Source organism: Streptomyces sp. NPDC091416, from assembly GCF_044756845.1.
Taxonomy (GTDB): Bacteria; Actinomycetota; Actinomycetes; order Streptomycetales; family Streptomycetaceae; genus Streptomyces.
In genome coordinates this window covers 484,908-500,538 of sequence record NZ_JBIVTU010000005.1, presented here as the reverse complement: position 1 = coordinate 500,538, position 15,631 = coordinate 484,908, and the positions used below count along the sequence as shown (strand labels likewise).

Sequence of the window (15,631 nt, the reverse complement as noted above, 5' to 3'; positions counted from 1 at the left end):
ATGACCACGCCTCGCCTCCCCACAGCAGTCCTCGTGCACGGAGCCTTCGCGGACGCCGCCAGCTGGACGGGGGTCATCGCGGAACTGCAGAACGACGGCATCCCCGTGGTGGCGCCGCCGAACCCGCTGCGCGGCCTGGAGTCCGACGCCGCCTACATCGCCTCCGTGGCTGCGCAGACCGACGGCCCCGTGGTGCTGGTCGGCCACTCCTACGGCGGGGCGGTCATCTCCGTGGCAGGCGCCGCGGAGAACGTCGTCGGACTGGTCTACGTAGCGGCCTACGTCCCCGAAGAGGGCGAGAGTCTGGGCGAGTTGCAGGGTCGCTTCCCGCTCTCGCCGCTCGTCAGCAACCTGAAGGAGGCGACGTATCCCGTGGAGGGAGCGGAGCCCGCGGTCGAGGTCACCATCAGGGCCGAGGCGTTCGGGGACATCTTCGCCGCCGACGTTCCGGCCGCCGTCACCAAGGTCCTGGCGGCGGCGCAGCGTCCGCTGGCCACTTCGGTGTTCACGGAGACGGCCTCGGCCGCCGCGTGGCAGACCAAGCCCTCCTGGGCACTCGTGGCCGGCGCGGACCGGGCCATCAATCCCGAGGTCGAGCGTTTCGGCGCGCAGCGGGCCGGTGCGACGGTCGTCGAGATCGAGGGCGCCTCGCACGCCGTGGCCGTGTCCCGGCCCAAGGAGGTCGCCGCTCTGATCCGTGACGCGGTGCGCGCCACGAGCTGACGAAGCCGCGAAGGGCCGTGCGGCCGACTCCCCGGGGGCGGCCGCACGGCCCTTCGCTCATCGCCCGTGTCCTGCCTCACTCGCTCACGTCGTCCTCTCGACGACCCGAGGCGTCCGGCGCCGGGGCGGTCCCGTCAGGGCTTTCACGGCCGGGCGGAGCAACGCGGCGACGTGATCCGCGGGAACCACACGAAGCGCGCTCGGGCCGGGGAACCGGTGGCCGATGGCCACGCCCGGCAACGCTCATGCCTGCCTCTCCCGAGTTTCCGTATCTCCACCCGCCGCGTGGGCCGTCCCGAGGCCGGAGCGGGCCGGCCGGGGATCCGTACCCCCGGCGCGCGGGGACTTGCCCCAGAGCGAACGGCGCGCACGGGACGCCGCACACAGTGCGCCGGCGGACACCACAGAGTGCGCTGCCCGGCAAGGCGCCCTGCGTCCGGCTGCCTGGCGTCATCCCAGTACACACAGCACAAAACGCAGGAGGAAGACCATGACCACCAGTTCCAGCCCCGTGAGCAGCAGTCAGCCGCGGCTGCACCAGAAGGGCGAGGTGATCCAGGAGTTCGGCACGGTCAAGCAGTTCCCGATCGGCCTGTCCTACGAGGCGCGGATGTACTCCTGCCAGCGCCTGAACAAGGCCCTGGCGGATACGCAGATCCTGTACGGGCTCTACAAGAAGCACCACTGGCTGATGCGCGGCGCGACCTTCTACCAACTGCACCTGGTCCTGGACAAGCACGCGGGGGAGCAGCTAGAGCTCATCGACACCCTCGCCGAGCGCGTCCAGTCCCTGGGCGGTGTGGCGGTGGGCGATGCCCGGCACGTCGCGGAGATCACATCGATCCCCCGGCCGCCGGACGGGGTGGAGGAAGTTCCCGCCATGCTGGCTCGGCTGCTGGAGGCCCACGAGGCCATCCTCGTCGACGCCCACGACGCGGCCGCCCGGACGATCGAGCTGGGTGACGACGGCACGAACGACCTGCTGGTCTCGCAGGTGATCAGGACCGGGGAGCTGCAGACGTGGTTCCTCGCCGAGCATCTGGTCGACACCCCGCTGGTCCGCGCCTGAGTGACCGTTCCGCCCACGGCCGAGGAGACGTGGGCCCGTCCGTGGTGCCGGGGGACGAGCGAGGCCGTACGAGGCCCTGCCGTCCCCGTCCGGCGCGGCGGGGACCGGAGAACGGAGAGCGTCTTTCGCGACCGGGCCTCCGCTCCCGCGCAAGGATGGCGATGAGGGCGTCGTCCCGGTGGACCACGGCCGGGACGGCGCCGGACGGCGAGGGCCGACTGACGAGGCCGCCCCGGTGGGGCCTCGTCAGTCGGCCCTCGCGCTCTCCCGTAGCTCCCGCCGCTCCCGCCGCTCCCGCCGAGGGTTGCCGTCATCGCACGTTAGATATGTTGACATAGCTATGCCTGGATACCTAGAGTCCTGGTCATGCCCCGCCCCAGCAGGTTCGTACAGGACGTCGATCACGTAGCCGCCGAGCTCGTGTCGTGCCTGCCCGCGCTGGCCCGGGCCGTGGAGCGGCAGATCGCTCCGCACGTCGAGCACCCCAAGCCGTCCGAGGCACAGATCGCCCTGCTCCGTCACGTCGAGGCCAACGACGGAGCGACGGTCCGCCGGGCGGCCGAAGCCCTGCTGATGAAGCCGAACAACGTGAGCGCGCTGGTGACCCAGCTGACCGAGCAGGGCCTGCTGGAGCGCCGGCCGGACCCTGCCGACAAGCGCGTCGCGCACCTCCACCTCACCTCGACCTCGCGGCAGCAGCTCAGCGAGGTCCAGAACCTGATGACCGGCCTGGTCGCCGGGGCGCTCCAGACCATGACCGAAGGCGAACTGGACGCTCTCGGCTCGGCGCTGGGCGCGCTGCACGCGCTCAACGACCGGCTGCATCCCCTCAGTCACTGACCCGCGCACGCGGCCGTCCCGGACCCTCCCGGACTGTCGCGCCCGTAGTCGCAGGCGTCGCACGGCTCCCTTCCGCGCGCCGACGGGATGACACGTCTCCTCCCCATGCCACCTCCCCCGCGTCCGGCCCCTCTCGGGCCCCGGATGCCGCTTCGTCATGCGCGGACGCCTGGCCCCGTCGGCGCGGGACACCCGACACACACCCGACATCTCACGAAGGACAGACACCTTCATGCCCTCCGACGTCCTGAACTCCCCGGCTCCGCCTGCGCGTCCGGTCCCCGAGGAACAGCCGCGCGGACGCCGCGCGAACCCGTGGCTGACACTGGTCGCCGTCGCCTTCGGCCTTTTCATGGTCGGCCTCGACGGCTCGGTCGTCTCGATCGCCAACCCGGAGATCGGCCGGGACCTCAACGCCTCCACGGCCGACCTCCAGTGGGTCACCAACAGCTATCTGCTCGCCCTCGCCGCCGCGCTGATCCTCGGTGGCAAGCTCGGCGACCGTTTCGGCCGCCGCACCTTCTATCTCGTGGGAGTCGCGGGGTTCACCGTCGCCTCCGTGGCCATCGGTCTCTCGGGATCCATCGAAGGGGTCATCGCGTTCCGCGCGCTCCAGGGCTTCTTCGGCGCACTGCTGATGCCCAACACCCTGGGAATGCTGCGCGCCGTCTTCCCGCCGAAGAAGTTCGGCATGGCGGTCGGCATCTGGGCCATGGTGTCCTCCGTCTCCACCGCGCTCGGTCCGATCGTGGGCGGCCTGCTCGTCGAGCACGTCAACTGGGAGTCCGTCTTCTACATCAACGCGCCCATCGGCGTCATCGCGCTCGTCTTCAGCATCGCCGTGCTCCCGCAGAGCCGGAACGCCTCCGCCACCGACGAGAAGTTCGACATCCCGGGCGTCGTCCTGCTGGCGCTCGGACTCCTCGCGGTCGTCTTCGGCGTCGTCAAGGGCGAGACGTGGGGCTGGACTTCGGCCGGCACGCTGGGGACCATCCTCGCGGGCGTGCTGATCCTGCTGCTGTTCGGCCGGTACGAGACACGGGTCGCGCACCCGCTGTTGCCCATGCGTCTGTTCCGGAACCCGGCGCTGACCATCGGCACCGTCATCACCGCGCTGAACTTCTTCGTCCTGCTCGGCATGATCTTCTTCGTGATGCTCTACCTGCAGAACGTACGGGGCTTCACCCCTGTCCAGGCCGGTGTACGCACCTTGCCGCTGAGCCTCGCTTCGGTCGTGGCCTCACCCCTGGGCGCCGCGCTCACCCAGAAGTTCGGCCCCCGGCTCACGATGCCGCTGGGTATGGCCCTCCAGGCGGCCGCCTGCTTCACGATGCTCGGGTGGGGTGCGGACTCGTCCTACACCGCGATGTGGCCCCCGTTCATCGCACTCGGACTGGGCGTCGGCATGGTGATGGCGTCGTCCTCCGACGCGATCGTCGGGAACGCGCCGGTCAAGGACGGCGGGGTCGCCGGCGGCCTTCAGGCGACGGCGCTGCAGATCGGCGGTGCGCTGGGCACCTCCGTCCTGGTCTCCCTGATCAGCAGCCGCGTCGGCTCGACCCTGACCCGTGAGCTGACCTCGTCCGGGGTACCCGCCGACGCGGCCCAGGGGCTGGGCGAGGCGAAGGACGCCGTGGCGATGGGCGTCGCGCCGGTCTCCGACGGGATGCCGGCGCAGCTGAGGTCCGCTGTCGTCGAGGGAAGCCACCAGGCGTTCATGAACGGCGTACACACCGCCGTACTCGTCTCGGGCCTGCTGTGCCTGCTGGGCGCCGTGCTCGCCGTGGCCGGTGTGCGGCGCAGCCCCGAGGCGCCCGGTCACTGAGAGACCGGGCGGGGGCCGGCCAGGAGGCCCTGCGACAAAGCGGGACAGGACGGAGGGGCGGGTCGGGCGGCCCTGCGGCAACGCGGATCAGAGTCGCGTCAAGACCGCCGGAGCCGGCCCCTCCATCGCCGCCCGCGTCCGATACTGATCGGAGTACCGTCGCCGCGGCCACGCAGGGAGCCCTCCACCGGCACCCTCGACGCCTCTTCGCCGGCCACGCACGGGCTGGCCGGGATCAGGCGTCGAGCTGGGGGGCTGGTAGGCGTGCGTGACGAGTTGGCCGGGCAGCTACGGCAGTTGCGCGATCTGACGGGCCGAAGTCTGCGGGAGCTCGCCCGTGACCTGCACGGCAGCAGTTCCTCTCTGTCGCGCTACTTCTCCGGTCAGGCCGTTCCGCCCTGGCCGATGGTGGTGGCGCTGTGCAAAGCGGCCGGTCGTGACCCCCGGGCGGTCCGGGAGATGTGGGAGCGGGCCAAGGAGGTGCCGCGGGCGAGCGCCTCCGCCGCCGCGGCTGTGCGCAACGACCTGCCGCACGACGTCACCGCCTTCACCGGACGCCGGAAGGAGCTGACCGCCCTCCTCGACGCCGCACGGAGCACGGGGATGGTCGCGATCGACGGTATGGGCGGGGTGGGCAAGACCGCGTTGGCCGTCCACGGCGCGCACCTGCTGACCGCCGACTTCCACGGCGGCCAACTGTACGTCGACCTCCACGGGTTCACCCCGGGCCGGGAGCCCGTCGGGCCCGGCGAGGCATTGCGCGTACTGCTCGCTGCGCTCGGCGTACCGCCCGGCAGGGTCCCCGACGGCCTCACCGAGCGGGCCGCGCTGTGGCGGTCGGAGCTGGCGGCGCGGCGCGCGATCGTGCTGCTGGACAACGCCGCCGACGCGGACCACGTGCGCGATCTGCTCCCCGGTGCCGGGCACAGCTTCGCCGTGATCACCAGCCGTCGGCGGATGGTGGAGCTGGACGGCGTCCAGCCGATCACTCTGGACGTCCTGCCCGCCCGGGACGCGGCGGAGCTGTTCGTCCAGTCGGCGGGCGGGCCCCGTCCCGGTGACGTCGGCGAGGTGCTGCGCCGCTGCGGCAATCTGCCGCTGGCCATCCGGGTGGCGGCCGCGCGCCTGCGGCACCGGCCCGCTTGGACGCTCGACACCCTGGTGGAACGTTTGCGCGAGGGCGAGTTGGCGGTGTCGGACGTGTTCGGGATGTCCTTGCGGCAGCTCGATTCGGCTCAGCGGCGGATGTTCGGGCTGCTGGGCCTCGTACCGGGCGAGGACATCGACGCCTATGGCGCGGCGGCGTTGGCCGGCATCCCGCCGGCCAACGCCCGTTCGCTGCTGGAGGACCTGGTGGACGTCCACCTGCTGCAGGAGCCTGCGGCGGGCCGGTACCGGATGCACGACCTGCTGCGGCAGGCCGCCCGCGCCGAGGACGCCGCCGCGGACCCCGCACTCGCCGTCGCCCGTCTTGCCGACTACTACCTGAGCGGCATGCTGGCCGTGACCGAGGTGGTCGAACTCGTCGTCACACCCGTACCGGTCACCGTGTCGCAGCAGCCCCCCGCTCTTCCCGACCTGTCGCATGACCGCGCCCTCGACTGGCTGGACGCGGAGTGGGCCAACATCACCGCGACGTCCTCCCTCGCCGTGGAGCTGCGCATCGGCCGGGCGGCGGTCGGGCTGGGCCAGCTAGCGTTCGTGATCTCTCTGGGACGGCGGGGCGGTATGGCGCACGTGTGCCGCGGGCTGGAGGCCAGCATGCCCGCCGCCGAGGCACTCGGCGAGCGCCGGGTGCTCGCCTCTCACCGGTATCTGCTGGGCGCCGCGCTGCTGCGGGTGGGCCGGCTGGAGGAGGCGGTGCCGGAGCTCGAGACGGCCCGCGCGCTGATGGCCGGGGAGGACGAGACCGTCGGCCAGGTCCTGGCCATCGAGCAACTGGCGGAAGTCCGGCTGTACGCCGCGGACGCCGAGGGCGCGATGGCACTGTTGCGCGAGGCGATCCGGCTGGTCCCGCCCGACGAGGCCGCCGTCCGCGTGTACACGGGCGTGCGTCTCGGGCGGGCGCTGGTTCTGCTGGGAGAGCACGCAGAGGCCCGCACGCTCGTCACGGACCTGCTCGGCACCGCCCGCGAACTGGACCGGCAGAAGCAGCGCATGTGCCTGGATGTGCTCGGCCGGGCAGCACTCGGTCTGGGTGACGCCCGGACCGCCCTGGACCTGGCCGAACAGGCCGTCGCGATCAGCCGGGAGACACGCCATCCGGTCTTCGAGGCCATCAGCCGCACGGACGCCGCCGTGGCCCTGCGCCACCTCGGCAGCGTCGAGGAGGCGACGGCCGTGCACGCCGGGGCGATGCGGATACTCGAAGCGGCCGGTGAGCCGCACCGGATGATGCGCAGTCTCCTCCCGTACGCGGAGGCGTGTCTGGCGACGGGAGACCGGGAGGCCGCGGCGCGGCACTTCAAGGAGGCGCTGGAGATCGCCACCGGGCACGGCGTCGCCTACCTGGCCTCGGCAGCCGGCGCGGGGCTGGCCCGGATCGCCTGAGCCGTCCCGGCGGGCACACCACCCGAAAGCCCGATCCCGCTCCACCCCGTTCCGTCCCACGGGCGGCCCGTAGGCCCCACCGGTCCTGTCCCGTCCCGTCCCGGAACACCGATGGAGATCACCGTCCAGCGATGTGACAGCGCAGGTCAGCGCCCCCAGGCGGGACAGTCGCCCGTTCCGGTCTGCAGGGCAGGGGTTGTCCCGCAAGGGCCACCGGACCGAGGCTCCTGGCCATGGACCCAACCCCGTCCCTGCTGGCCGAACTGGACGCACTGCCCGCCCGGTGGGAAGTGGAGGGAACCCTCGCCGCGCCCGTCGCACCGGTTGCCGCACTCCTCCTCCGCGTTGCCGAGGGAAGGGTCGGCGACGACAACCTGCTGGTACTGGCCAGGGCTTCGGCCGCTCGGCAGGGGGCGATGACCGTCGTCGCCGGCGCCGGGGCCGGCGTCTACCGCGCCGCACTCGCCGGGCCGGTCGAGCCGGTGAGCATCGAGGTGGACGGCACCGGGCCGAGGCTGGCGGTGCAGAGCTGGTACGCCGGGATTCACACCGTCACCGCCTGCTCCGAGGGCTCACGGGTGACCCATCACGTCCACCGTGTGCTTCCCGACCATCCCGGGTTCGCGCCGGGGATCGCGGAGATCGGCCTGCGGGCCCGTATGTCACGCGATCTGGAGCACATGCTGGGTGTGATCGCCGACCGGCTCGGCTTCTGACCCGCCATACGCGCCCCACATCCGTCCGCTATACGCCTCCCACCATCCGTCCGTTCCACAGAAGGAGCACACCCCCATGCCGACCGGTCCCACCAACGCGTACAAGGGCTTTTCCGAGACAGGGCTGCGACGCGTGCACGCGGTGCTGTCCAGGCATGTCGAGACCGGGAGGATTCCCGGACTCGTGGCGCTGTTCAGCCAGGGCGACGAGACGCACGTCGAGACGCTCGGGACGATGCGCCACGACGGTGGCGACCCGATGCGCCGGGACACGATCTTCCGGATGGCCTCGACGTCGAAGCCGGTCTCGGTGGCGGCGGCGATGGTCCTGCTCGACGAGTGCCGGCTGCGCCTGGACGACTCGGTGCAGGAGTGGCTGCCCGAACTCGCCGACCGCCAGGTGCTGAAGCGGATAGACGGCCCGCTGGACGACACCGTGCCGGCACGGCGGCCGATCACCGTACGGGACGTGCTGACGTCCACGTTCGGACTCGGCATGGATATGACGGTGCTGGGAACTCCGATCATGGGCGCGGTCTTCGAGCAGGGGATCACGCCCAACCTGCCGGAGCCGATGCCCGAGCCGGACGAATGGATGCGCCGCCTGGGCACGCTTCCACTGATGCACCAGCCCGGCGAGAACTGGCAGTACCAGATCGCCAGCGATCTGCTCGGCGTACTCGTCGCCCGGGTCACGGGCCAGTCGTTCGAGTCGTTCCTGCGCGAGCGCGTCTTCGACCCGCTGGGAATGAAGGACACCGGTTTCCACGTGCCCGCCGACCGGCTGGACCGGCTGCCTCCGCTGTACGCCCCCGACCCGGAGACCGGGGAGTTCCACGTGTGGGACGAGGCCGAAGGGGGACGTCACAGCACGCCTCCGGCGTTCCAGGGTGGTGGCGGCGGACTCAACTCCACCGCCGACGACTACCACGCCTACTTCCGGATGCTGCTCAACGGCGGCATGCACGGAAGTGAGCGGATCCTGTCCCGGGCCGCCGTCGAGCTCATGACCACCAACCGCCTCGGACCGCAGCAGCAAGCAGCCCGGCACGCGTTGGCCACCGACAACGTCCACATCTCCTTCGGCCAGGGCCAGCACGGCGGTTGGGGCTTCGGGATGGCGGTCCGCACCTACCGGGGTGACTACGCGCCCATCGGCCAGTTCGGCTGGGACGGCGGAAGCGGAACCTCGACGTACGCGGACCCGGACAACGGTCTCACCGGCATCCTGCTCACCCAGGTCGGAGCGTCCGTCCCGGACCCGGTGCGGCTCATGCACGACTTCTGGACCACGCTCTACCAGGCGGTCAACGACTGACACCGCTTCGGGCGTCGCGGGGCGGGTCAGACCTTCCGCCACCCCGCGACGCCGGGTCCGGCATCGCGGGGCGCGATGCGCGAGGCGGGGGCCCGGGACCAGCCACGCGCCTGGGGTGGGCCGCATAGAGTGCTGCCGCGAGGGTGTCCACGTCGTCGCCACAAGATGACCTCGGACGCCCTCGTTCTCGTCTCCGCAGCCACCCTTGGGACCACACCACCAGGAGCAACCAGTGTCACTCCCGCAACCGCGTACCCCCGAGGAGGAACTCGCCCACGCGAAGCGGCGGCTGAGCCTCCCGAGTATCGTCGCGATCTGCGGCTCCACCCGCTTCATGGCCGAGATGACCGAAGCCGACCTGCGGGAGACCAAGGCCGGAAGGATCGTCGTGAAGCCGGGTTGCGACATGAAGTCGCCGCACGAGTTCTGGTCCGATCCTGCCGAGGCCGAGGCGCTGAAGGTCCGACTCGACGAGCTGCACCGAGCGAAGATCCGGCTCGCTGACGAAGTGCTCGTGGTCGGCGACTACATCGGAGACAGCACCCGAGCCGAAATCGCCTACGCCCGGTCGCTGGGCAGGCCCGTGCGGTTCACGCACCCCGAAGTCGACCCCGACGCCTGACCGCCCGTCCCCACCCCCGCCCCAGGCACCGCTTGGAATGGATCAACCGGACCCGACGCCTGCGGGGTTCAGCCCGTGGGACAGCCCGTGGCGGTCTCGCGTGGGATTCCAGGCTGACACGCACAGGGACTCGGCCACGGCAGCCGTGTAACGGGCGGCGGCGAGCCAGTGGGCGGCGAAGCCGTCGGTGTCGGCGGGGAGCAGACGGCCGAAGAGGTCACGCTCGCGTCGGGCCGCCGAGGCGCACAGGGCGGCGAGGAGCCCGGCGGCGGTGGGAAGACCCGCGCGGCGGATGCGGCGGGTCTCGGCGGTGACGTCGCCCAGCATGCCGAGGGCGGTGCGGCCCGCCGGGACGGTCTGTTCGACCCGGCGTTCCAGGAGGTAGAGCGGCGAGTGTGCGCCGAAGCCTTCGGGCTGCGGCGGGGCGAGGCGCACGGGGGCGCCCGGATCCGGAAGGTCGGCGCGGCGCAGGCGGTCGAAGCCAAGGTCGACGGTGCCCCGGCCGGTGGGGTGCGAGCAGGCGAGGAGGGTGAGCCGGGGGTGGGAGGCGGGGACGAGGCGGCCGATGGTCCTCAGCCGTGTCCCCGGCGCCGTGGCCAGCAGCATCAGGTTCTCCCGGTGGGCCAGCGCGGGATCGTCGTCGGCGACGGCGAGCCGCACGGCCGTGCCTTCCCCGCACCGGGCGAGCAGGCATGTTCCGCCCGACTCCCTTACGGCTCCGAGGAGTTCGACGTCCAGGAAGAGGAGGTCGCTGCCGCCACCCTCCGGGTCCGCGTAGCGGGACGTGGACCGCAGGGCGCGGGCGGCCTGTTCGGACGGCGGCGTCTCCCACAGGGCGGCGAGCGGAGGCTCCGTCCACGCCGCGCCCCCGGCGGAAACGGCCCTGACGCCCTTGCCTGCGCCCAGTCTGCCGTCCGGGGACACCGTCGCCCCGGAGACCGCCAGGCCCGCCCGGCCCAGCTCGCGGTGGGTGAGCGCGCTGTCCCCCAGACGCACGGCCCGGTCGGCCACACCCAGGGCGCGCCCGACGCCGCCGGGTGCCACGTCACCGACCGTGCAGAGCCGGCCGTCTGATCCGGCGACCCAGGTGCGGGCGCCGCCGTGCCCCGAGTCGGTGACCACGGGTTCGGTGAACAGGCCGTACAGGCGCAGCGAGCCGTCGGGGCTGTACGGGCGGCGGGCGCGGCCCCTGACCGCGGCCAGCTCCGCCCCGGACACCGTCCTCACGCGGTGGGCGGTTCCCAGGAGTTCGGCCAGTGCCGTGACGAGGTCGGCGGTGCGGTAGGCCGGGTCGCCGGCGCGGGCGGCGCGCAGCAGCGTGACGACGGACAGGGCGGCGCCCGCGGCGCGCGGGAGCTGCCGAAGCCGGGCGGTGTGCGCGGCACGGAGGAGGACCGCCTGGGTGACGGCGCCTGCCCCCTCGACGCCGGCCTCCAGCACGGCGGCACCCGCCGACCACAGGGCGTCGGCCGCGGCACGCTGGGCCGGGCTCGCCACCTCCGGCGGGACGGCGGAGTCGGGGGCGGGAGCGGGGCCGGGGGTGGGAGCCGGGCCGGAGGCGGGAGCGGGGCCGGAAGCGGAAGCCGGGCCGGAAGTGGAAGCGGGGCCGGAGGCGGAAGTGGGGCCGGGGTCCGTTGTGGAGGCCGGTTCGGGGACCACCCGGTCGGACCCGTCGGCGGACTCCGGCGCCGGGTCGGCCGCGGGGGCGGCGCAGGCGGCGGCCGCGCGGTGGACGCATGCCGGGGCGAGGAGGCAGCCGCAGGTGATGGCGTCCGCCGTCGCCACCACGCCGCCCGGGGCGTGCAGGCGCAATTCGGTCTCCTCGTCGACCGCGATCGTCACGGTGTCTCCGTCGCGCTGCGTCGGGCAGGCACCGAGCTTGGTGACCGCCGCGTCCAGCCGCTTGCGCAGCCGGGGCGAGAGGTCCTCCACCAGCGTGGCCGTGACGTCCGGCGCGACAGGCGGCAACTGAGCGGCGGTCATGCGGTCTTCTCCCCTATCCAGCGGGCCAGTTCGAGTGGGCTGAGGGCCGCCACGGGCATGCCGGCGGCCACGAGCTGCCCGGCGACGCCCGTCGAGTAGCGAGGCCGGCCGGCGTCGTCGAGACTCGCGCACCCGAGGACGTGGCAGCCGGAGGCCACCAGGGCCCGTACCTCGGACAGCAGGCCGCCGAGCGGTGCGCCCTCCTCGAAGTCGCTGATCACGACGACGAGGGTGCGGGTGGGCACCGCGACCAGGCTGCGGGCGTGCCGTAGCCCGGCCGCGATGTGCGTGCCGCCGCCCACGCTCACCTCCAGCAGGAGGGAAAGAGGGTCCTGCACATGGCCGGTGAGGTCGACGACCTCCGTGGAGAAGGCCAGGAAATGGGTGCTCAGCGTCGGCACGCCGGCGAGCACGGAAGCGGTCAGCGCCGACCAGATCGTGGACGCCTCCATGGATCCGGAGACGTCGGTGACCAGGATCAGGCGCCAGTCGGCCGACCGGCGCGCGCGACTGCGGAACACCGGCTTCTCGGGGATCACCTGGACCGTTCCGCCGGGCGTCCGGCGGGCGGTGGCCAGGTTGGCGCGCAGCGTACGCGGCAGGTCCAGCCGCCCTCCGGGGCGGCGGGTGGGCCGGGGCGACATCGCGCCGGTGAGGGCGGGTCGCAGCCGGGTGGCGAGTTGCCGGGTCAGTTCGTCGACCAGGCGGCGGACCAGGGGCCGGAGCGCCGCAAGGCGGGCTTCGGGCAGGCCGCCGGCGTACCGCAGAACCGTCCGGAGCAGTTCCACGGAGGGGGTGGCGGCAGCCGGGTCGAGTTCGGCCAGGACGTCCTGTCGGCCTGCCACGGCCGCGGCGGCGAGGACCTCCTCGCGGATGCCGGGCCCGAACAGCGCGGCCAGTTCCTCGGACCACTCGCGGACTCCGGGGAACGACGGTTCCCGGCCGCCGCGCGGTCCGGATCCTCCACCGTGACCGGGCATGCCGCCACGGGATCCCTCACCGTGTCCCGCGCCGTAGAGCTCGTCCAGGGCGCTCGCCAGGCGGGCGGCGCCGGACGGCAGCCGGTCGGGGCGCCGGCCGAGCACGAGCCGCCACCGGTCGGCGGGCGCGAGGGTCTGCCCGGGACCGTCCTCGGTCGGGCGTGCGGCGACGGGCGTGACCTCGGTGGGGGGCAGCGCGGCGGACGCGACCTCGGTAGGGAGTGTGGTGGCGGGTGCGGCCTCGGCCTCGGTGGGGTGCGCGGTGACGGACGTGACCTCGGTCGGGCGTGCGGCGGGCGCGGCCTCGGTGAGAGGCGCCTTGGCGGGCGCGGCCTCAGCGGGAGGCGCCTTGGCGGTGGGGTGGGTGGTGGTGGGGTGGGTGGTGGTGGGGTGGGTGGACTGTGGCGTGAACCGGTCGTCGTGCGCGGGTGGCGGGACGGGCAGGCCGAGGCCGGTCAGGAGCTCGCGGGCCGCGAGGTCGGCGACCGTACGGCGGGCCAGCTCGGCCGGATCGTCCGTGCCGAGGGTGTCCACCCGCTCGCCCAGCCGCTCCTCGACGGTGTCCAGCAGCCGGTCCCGGGCGGCCGGGCTCAGGGTGTCGAAGCCACCGCGCAAGGACGGCAGCCGGGCCAGGAACGCGTTGTCGTCCAGCTCGACGACCCGCTGGAGCAACGGGTCCAGGGCGCCGGCACCGACGGTCAGCAGCGGCCCCGCCACTGTGAGAACGCCCGTGAGGCGGGCGGTGAGCGCGGCCCGGGAGGTGCTGTCCACGGCTCCGTCCACCCAGGAGGCGACACGTCTCCCGAAGGACTCGGCCTCTTCGTGGCCCGTGAGCACCCGGACCGCTCCGGCGGCAGCGGCGATCAACGGGGTGCCGTCGGTGGCCAGCCGGGCGAGGGCGGCGGTCAGTCGGATTCCGCCCAGCCTGTCGGCACGCTGGGCCAGTTCGAGCAGGGCCCTGGCGTCCTCGGGCGCCTCGGAACCGGTCAGCCCATCGACCTGGCGGACCGCGGCCGAGGTCAGGAGTTCGGCCGCGTGCGCGGTCTGCGCGGCGCGGGCGGATGTGGTCGCGTCCGCAGGCGCGGGGCCGTCGGGCACGGCCGGGCCCGAGAGATGACCGGCGTCGAGGCGGTCCAACAGGTCGAGTCCTGCGAGGAGTTCCGGAAGGGTGCCGCCGGCCGGTAGTACCGCCGCCAGTTCCGTCAGTCGCTCGTCGGCGAGGCCGGAGAGCCCGCACTCGGCGGCCTCCGTGAGGCCGCGGACGACCTGGGCGGCGGTCGGGCCGCCCTCCGCGCGCTCTGCCGCGTGCCGCTGCCGCAGCACGCCCTCGGCCGCCTGGGCCGGGGTGACGCCGCGGGCCCCGGCCGCGGTGAGCATCGCGGCCGTCGCCGGCGTCCACCGCACCTGCCAGCGCGTCGTGATTCCTTCCGCGCCGGCGGCGCCGGTCACGCCCTGCTCCTGCGCGTACGGGATGCCGCACACCGTCAGCCTCCGCAGCAGCAGTTCGCGGCGCCGGTCCAGGGTGGAGCGCGCCGGGTCGAGCCGGAGGTCGCGCGCTGTCCTCTCGTGCGCGTCCTCGGGGCCGGGGAGGGAGAGCGACGCGGTCTCGGCCTCGACGGCGGGGCCCAGCCCGCTGCGCGGGGCGGCGGGCGCGGGCCGTCCGACGCGGGCTCCGACGAGTACGTGTTCGAGGGCCCGGGCGACGGCTCGGCCCGTGCCGTAGGTCTCGCCGCGCCCCAGTACCGTCTGCACGGCTTCCAGGAGTTCGCCGCGGCCCGGTGCGGGCAGATCGCGCAGGCGGGCCAGATCGACGGCCACCCGGACCACCTCCCGGCCCTCCGCCGGGCCGTAGGGGTGGCCCTGTTCCCGCAGGGCCGCACAGACCCTGACCGCGGTGCGGACCAGCGCCTCGTGCAGGGCGGCCGGGTCCCCGGCGGCGTCCAGGACGATGTGCTGCCACTCCGGGTCCCGGATGCCGGCCGGGTATCCGGACCGCGAGTCGAGCAGCGGGTACGTGTACGGGATCAGGGAGACCGTGCACGCCGCCGTCCCCGCAGCGCCGCTCGCGTCGCCGTCCGCGCCGGGCTCGGGCTGGGCGGCGGACACATCGGCGAACGCGTCCGGTGCGGGCCCCCCGGCAGCGGGCGGCAGGAGGGCCGGGGTGTGGAAGGCTCCCACCACCACAGCGGGCCGCCGCCCGTCGGCCAGGGCCTCGGCGACCTGTCCGCGCATCCATGCCTCGCGTACCAGGTCCGTGTGGTCGACCCCGCCCCGCGCCTCGGCCTCGTGGCGCAGCGCCCAGCCGGTGAGCAGGGCAGCACGGCGGAGCGCCTCGGGTGTCGACCCGGGCGCGAGGGCCTCCACCAGCCGGTCCCACAGGTCGTCGCCGTCCCGGCCGGTGAGCCGGGACCGGAGCGCGTCGGACAACCCGTGCCCGTCCGGCGCTGCGGGGGCGGGGGCGGGGGCCGGGATGTCCGGACCGCCCCCCGCCCACGCCCGGTCGGCCAGCGGCAGGTCGCAGGCCACGGCGGGGACGCCGTTCTCCGCCGCCCAGCGCAGCGCGACCAGCTCGGGCGAGAAGTCCGCGAACGGGTAGAAGGCCGGGCCCCGTTCACCTGCCGAGCGGGGCCCGTCGGCCGGCACCGCGGCCAGCGCCACCGGGGCCTCGGTCTCCTCGTGTGCGAGCCAGCCCAGCCAGGGCTGGAACTCGGCGGGCAGTTCGACGAGGAGGACGTCGGGGGCCGCGGCGTCCAGCAGCGCCGGGAGAGCAGCTGCCAGCGAGGGCGCGTGGTGGCGTACCCCGATCAGGAACGGCACCCCGGGCCCGGTCGCCGCGAGGGCTGCCACCGCGGCCTCCGGAGTGCCGGGACCGGCCACCGGGCCCTGCGCCCCGGAAGCGCCCGGCGGGCCGTCGGCCGGCTCCACCTCGGCTGTTGGCTCCGCCTTGGCGGTGGGCTCCGCCTCAGCCACGGACCGCGTCTCGGGGAGGATCGACTCGCTCATCC

The 15,631-nt window shown here is 73.7% G+C and carries 10 protein-coding genes; 8 read left to right on the top strand and 2 right to left on the bottom strand.

The genetic code is table 11. The features are described from left to right. The 8 genes from ACIQMX_RS18395 (at window position 1) to ACIQMX_RS18360 (ending at window position 9,663) form a co-directional block, all read left to right on the top strand. Window positions 1–723, top strand: a complete 723-nt coding sequence (locus tag ACIQMX_RS18395) for an alpha/beta fold hydrolase (RefSeq protein WP_402479214.1) — start codon at window positions 1–3, stop codon at window positions 721–723. A 490-nt stretch (window positions 724–1,213) separates the two neighbouring features. Continuing rightward, a complete protein-coding gene (locus tag ACIQMX_RS18390; protein WP_363076129.1) occupies window positions 1,214–1,792 on the top strand; it encodes a DNA starvation/stationary phase protection protein in 579 nt (192 codons plus the stop codon). Window positions 1,793–2,158: 366 nt separating this feature from the next. Continuing rightward, window positions 2,159–2,632 (top strand): MarR family winged helix-turn-helix transcriptional regulator, encoded by a 474-nt coding sequence (locus tag ACIQMX_RS18385; protein WP_363076127.1) that lies wholly within the window; start codon window positions 2,159–2,161, stop codon window positions 2,630–2,632. A 232-nt stretch (window positions 2,633–2,864) separates the two neighbouring features. Then, on the top strand, window positions 2,865–4,457 hold the full coding sequence (locus tag ACIQMX_RS18380; protein ID WP_402479209.1) for an MFS transporter: 1,593 nt from the start codon (window positions 2,865–2,867) through the stop codon (window positions 4,455–4,457). A 264-nt stretch (window positions 4,458–4,721) separates the two neighbouring features. Continuing rightward, window positions 4,722–7,007 carry an ATP-binding protein gene (locus ACIQMX_RS18375; protein ID WP_402479207.1) on the top strand — a complete coding sequence of 762 codons (2,286 nt, stop codon included), beginning with the start codon at window positions 4,722–4,724 and terminating at the stop codon, window positions 7,005–7,007. Window positions 7,008–7,240: 233 nt separating this feature from the next. Continuing rightward, window positions 7,241–7,723, top strand: a complete 483-nt coding sequence (locus tag ACIQMX_RS18370; protein ID WP_402479204.1) for a hypothetical protein — start codon at window positions 7,241–7,243, stop codon at window positions 7,721–7,723. A gap of 76 nt (window positions 7,724–7,799) precedes the next feature. Then, window positions 7,800–9,041 carry a serine hydrolase domain-containing protein gene (locus ACIQMX_RS18365; protein WP_402479202.1) on the top strand — a complete coding sequence of 414 codons (1,242 nt, stop codon included), beginning with the start codon at window positions 7,800–7,802 and terminating at the stop codon, window positions 9,039–9,041. 232 nt (window positions 9,042–9,273) lie between these two features. After that, on the top strand, window positions 9,274–9,663 hold the full coding sequence (locus tag ACIQMX_RS18360; RefSeq protein ID WP_402479199.1) for a hypothetical protein: 390 nt from the start codon (window positions 9,274–9,276) through the stop codon (window positions 9,661–9,663). 42 nt (window positions 9,664–9,705) lie between these two features. Here ACIQMX_RS18360 and ACIQMX_RS18355 read toward each other — a convergent pair whose 3' ends face one another. Continuing rightward, the gene (locus ACIQMX_RS18355; protein WP_402479196.1) at window positions 9,706–11,646 is read right to left on the bottom strand and encodes a hypothetical protein; all 1,941 of its coding nucleotides are present in this window, start codon (window positions 11,644–11,646) and stop codon (window positions 9,706–9,708) included. Further along, complete coding sequence (locus ACIQMX_RS18350) at window positions 11,643–15,629, bottom strand: DUF5682 family protein (RefSeq protein WP_402479193.1); 3,987 nt, start codon at window positions 15,627–15,629, stop codon at window positions 11,643–11,645. The genes ACIQMX_RS18355 and ACIQMX_RS18350 overlap by 4 nt, the downstream gene beginning before the upstream one ends. Window positions 15,630–15,631: the final 2 nt, after the last annotated feature.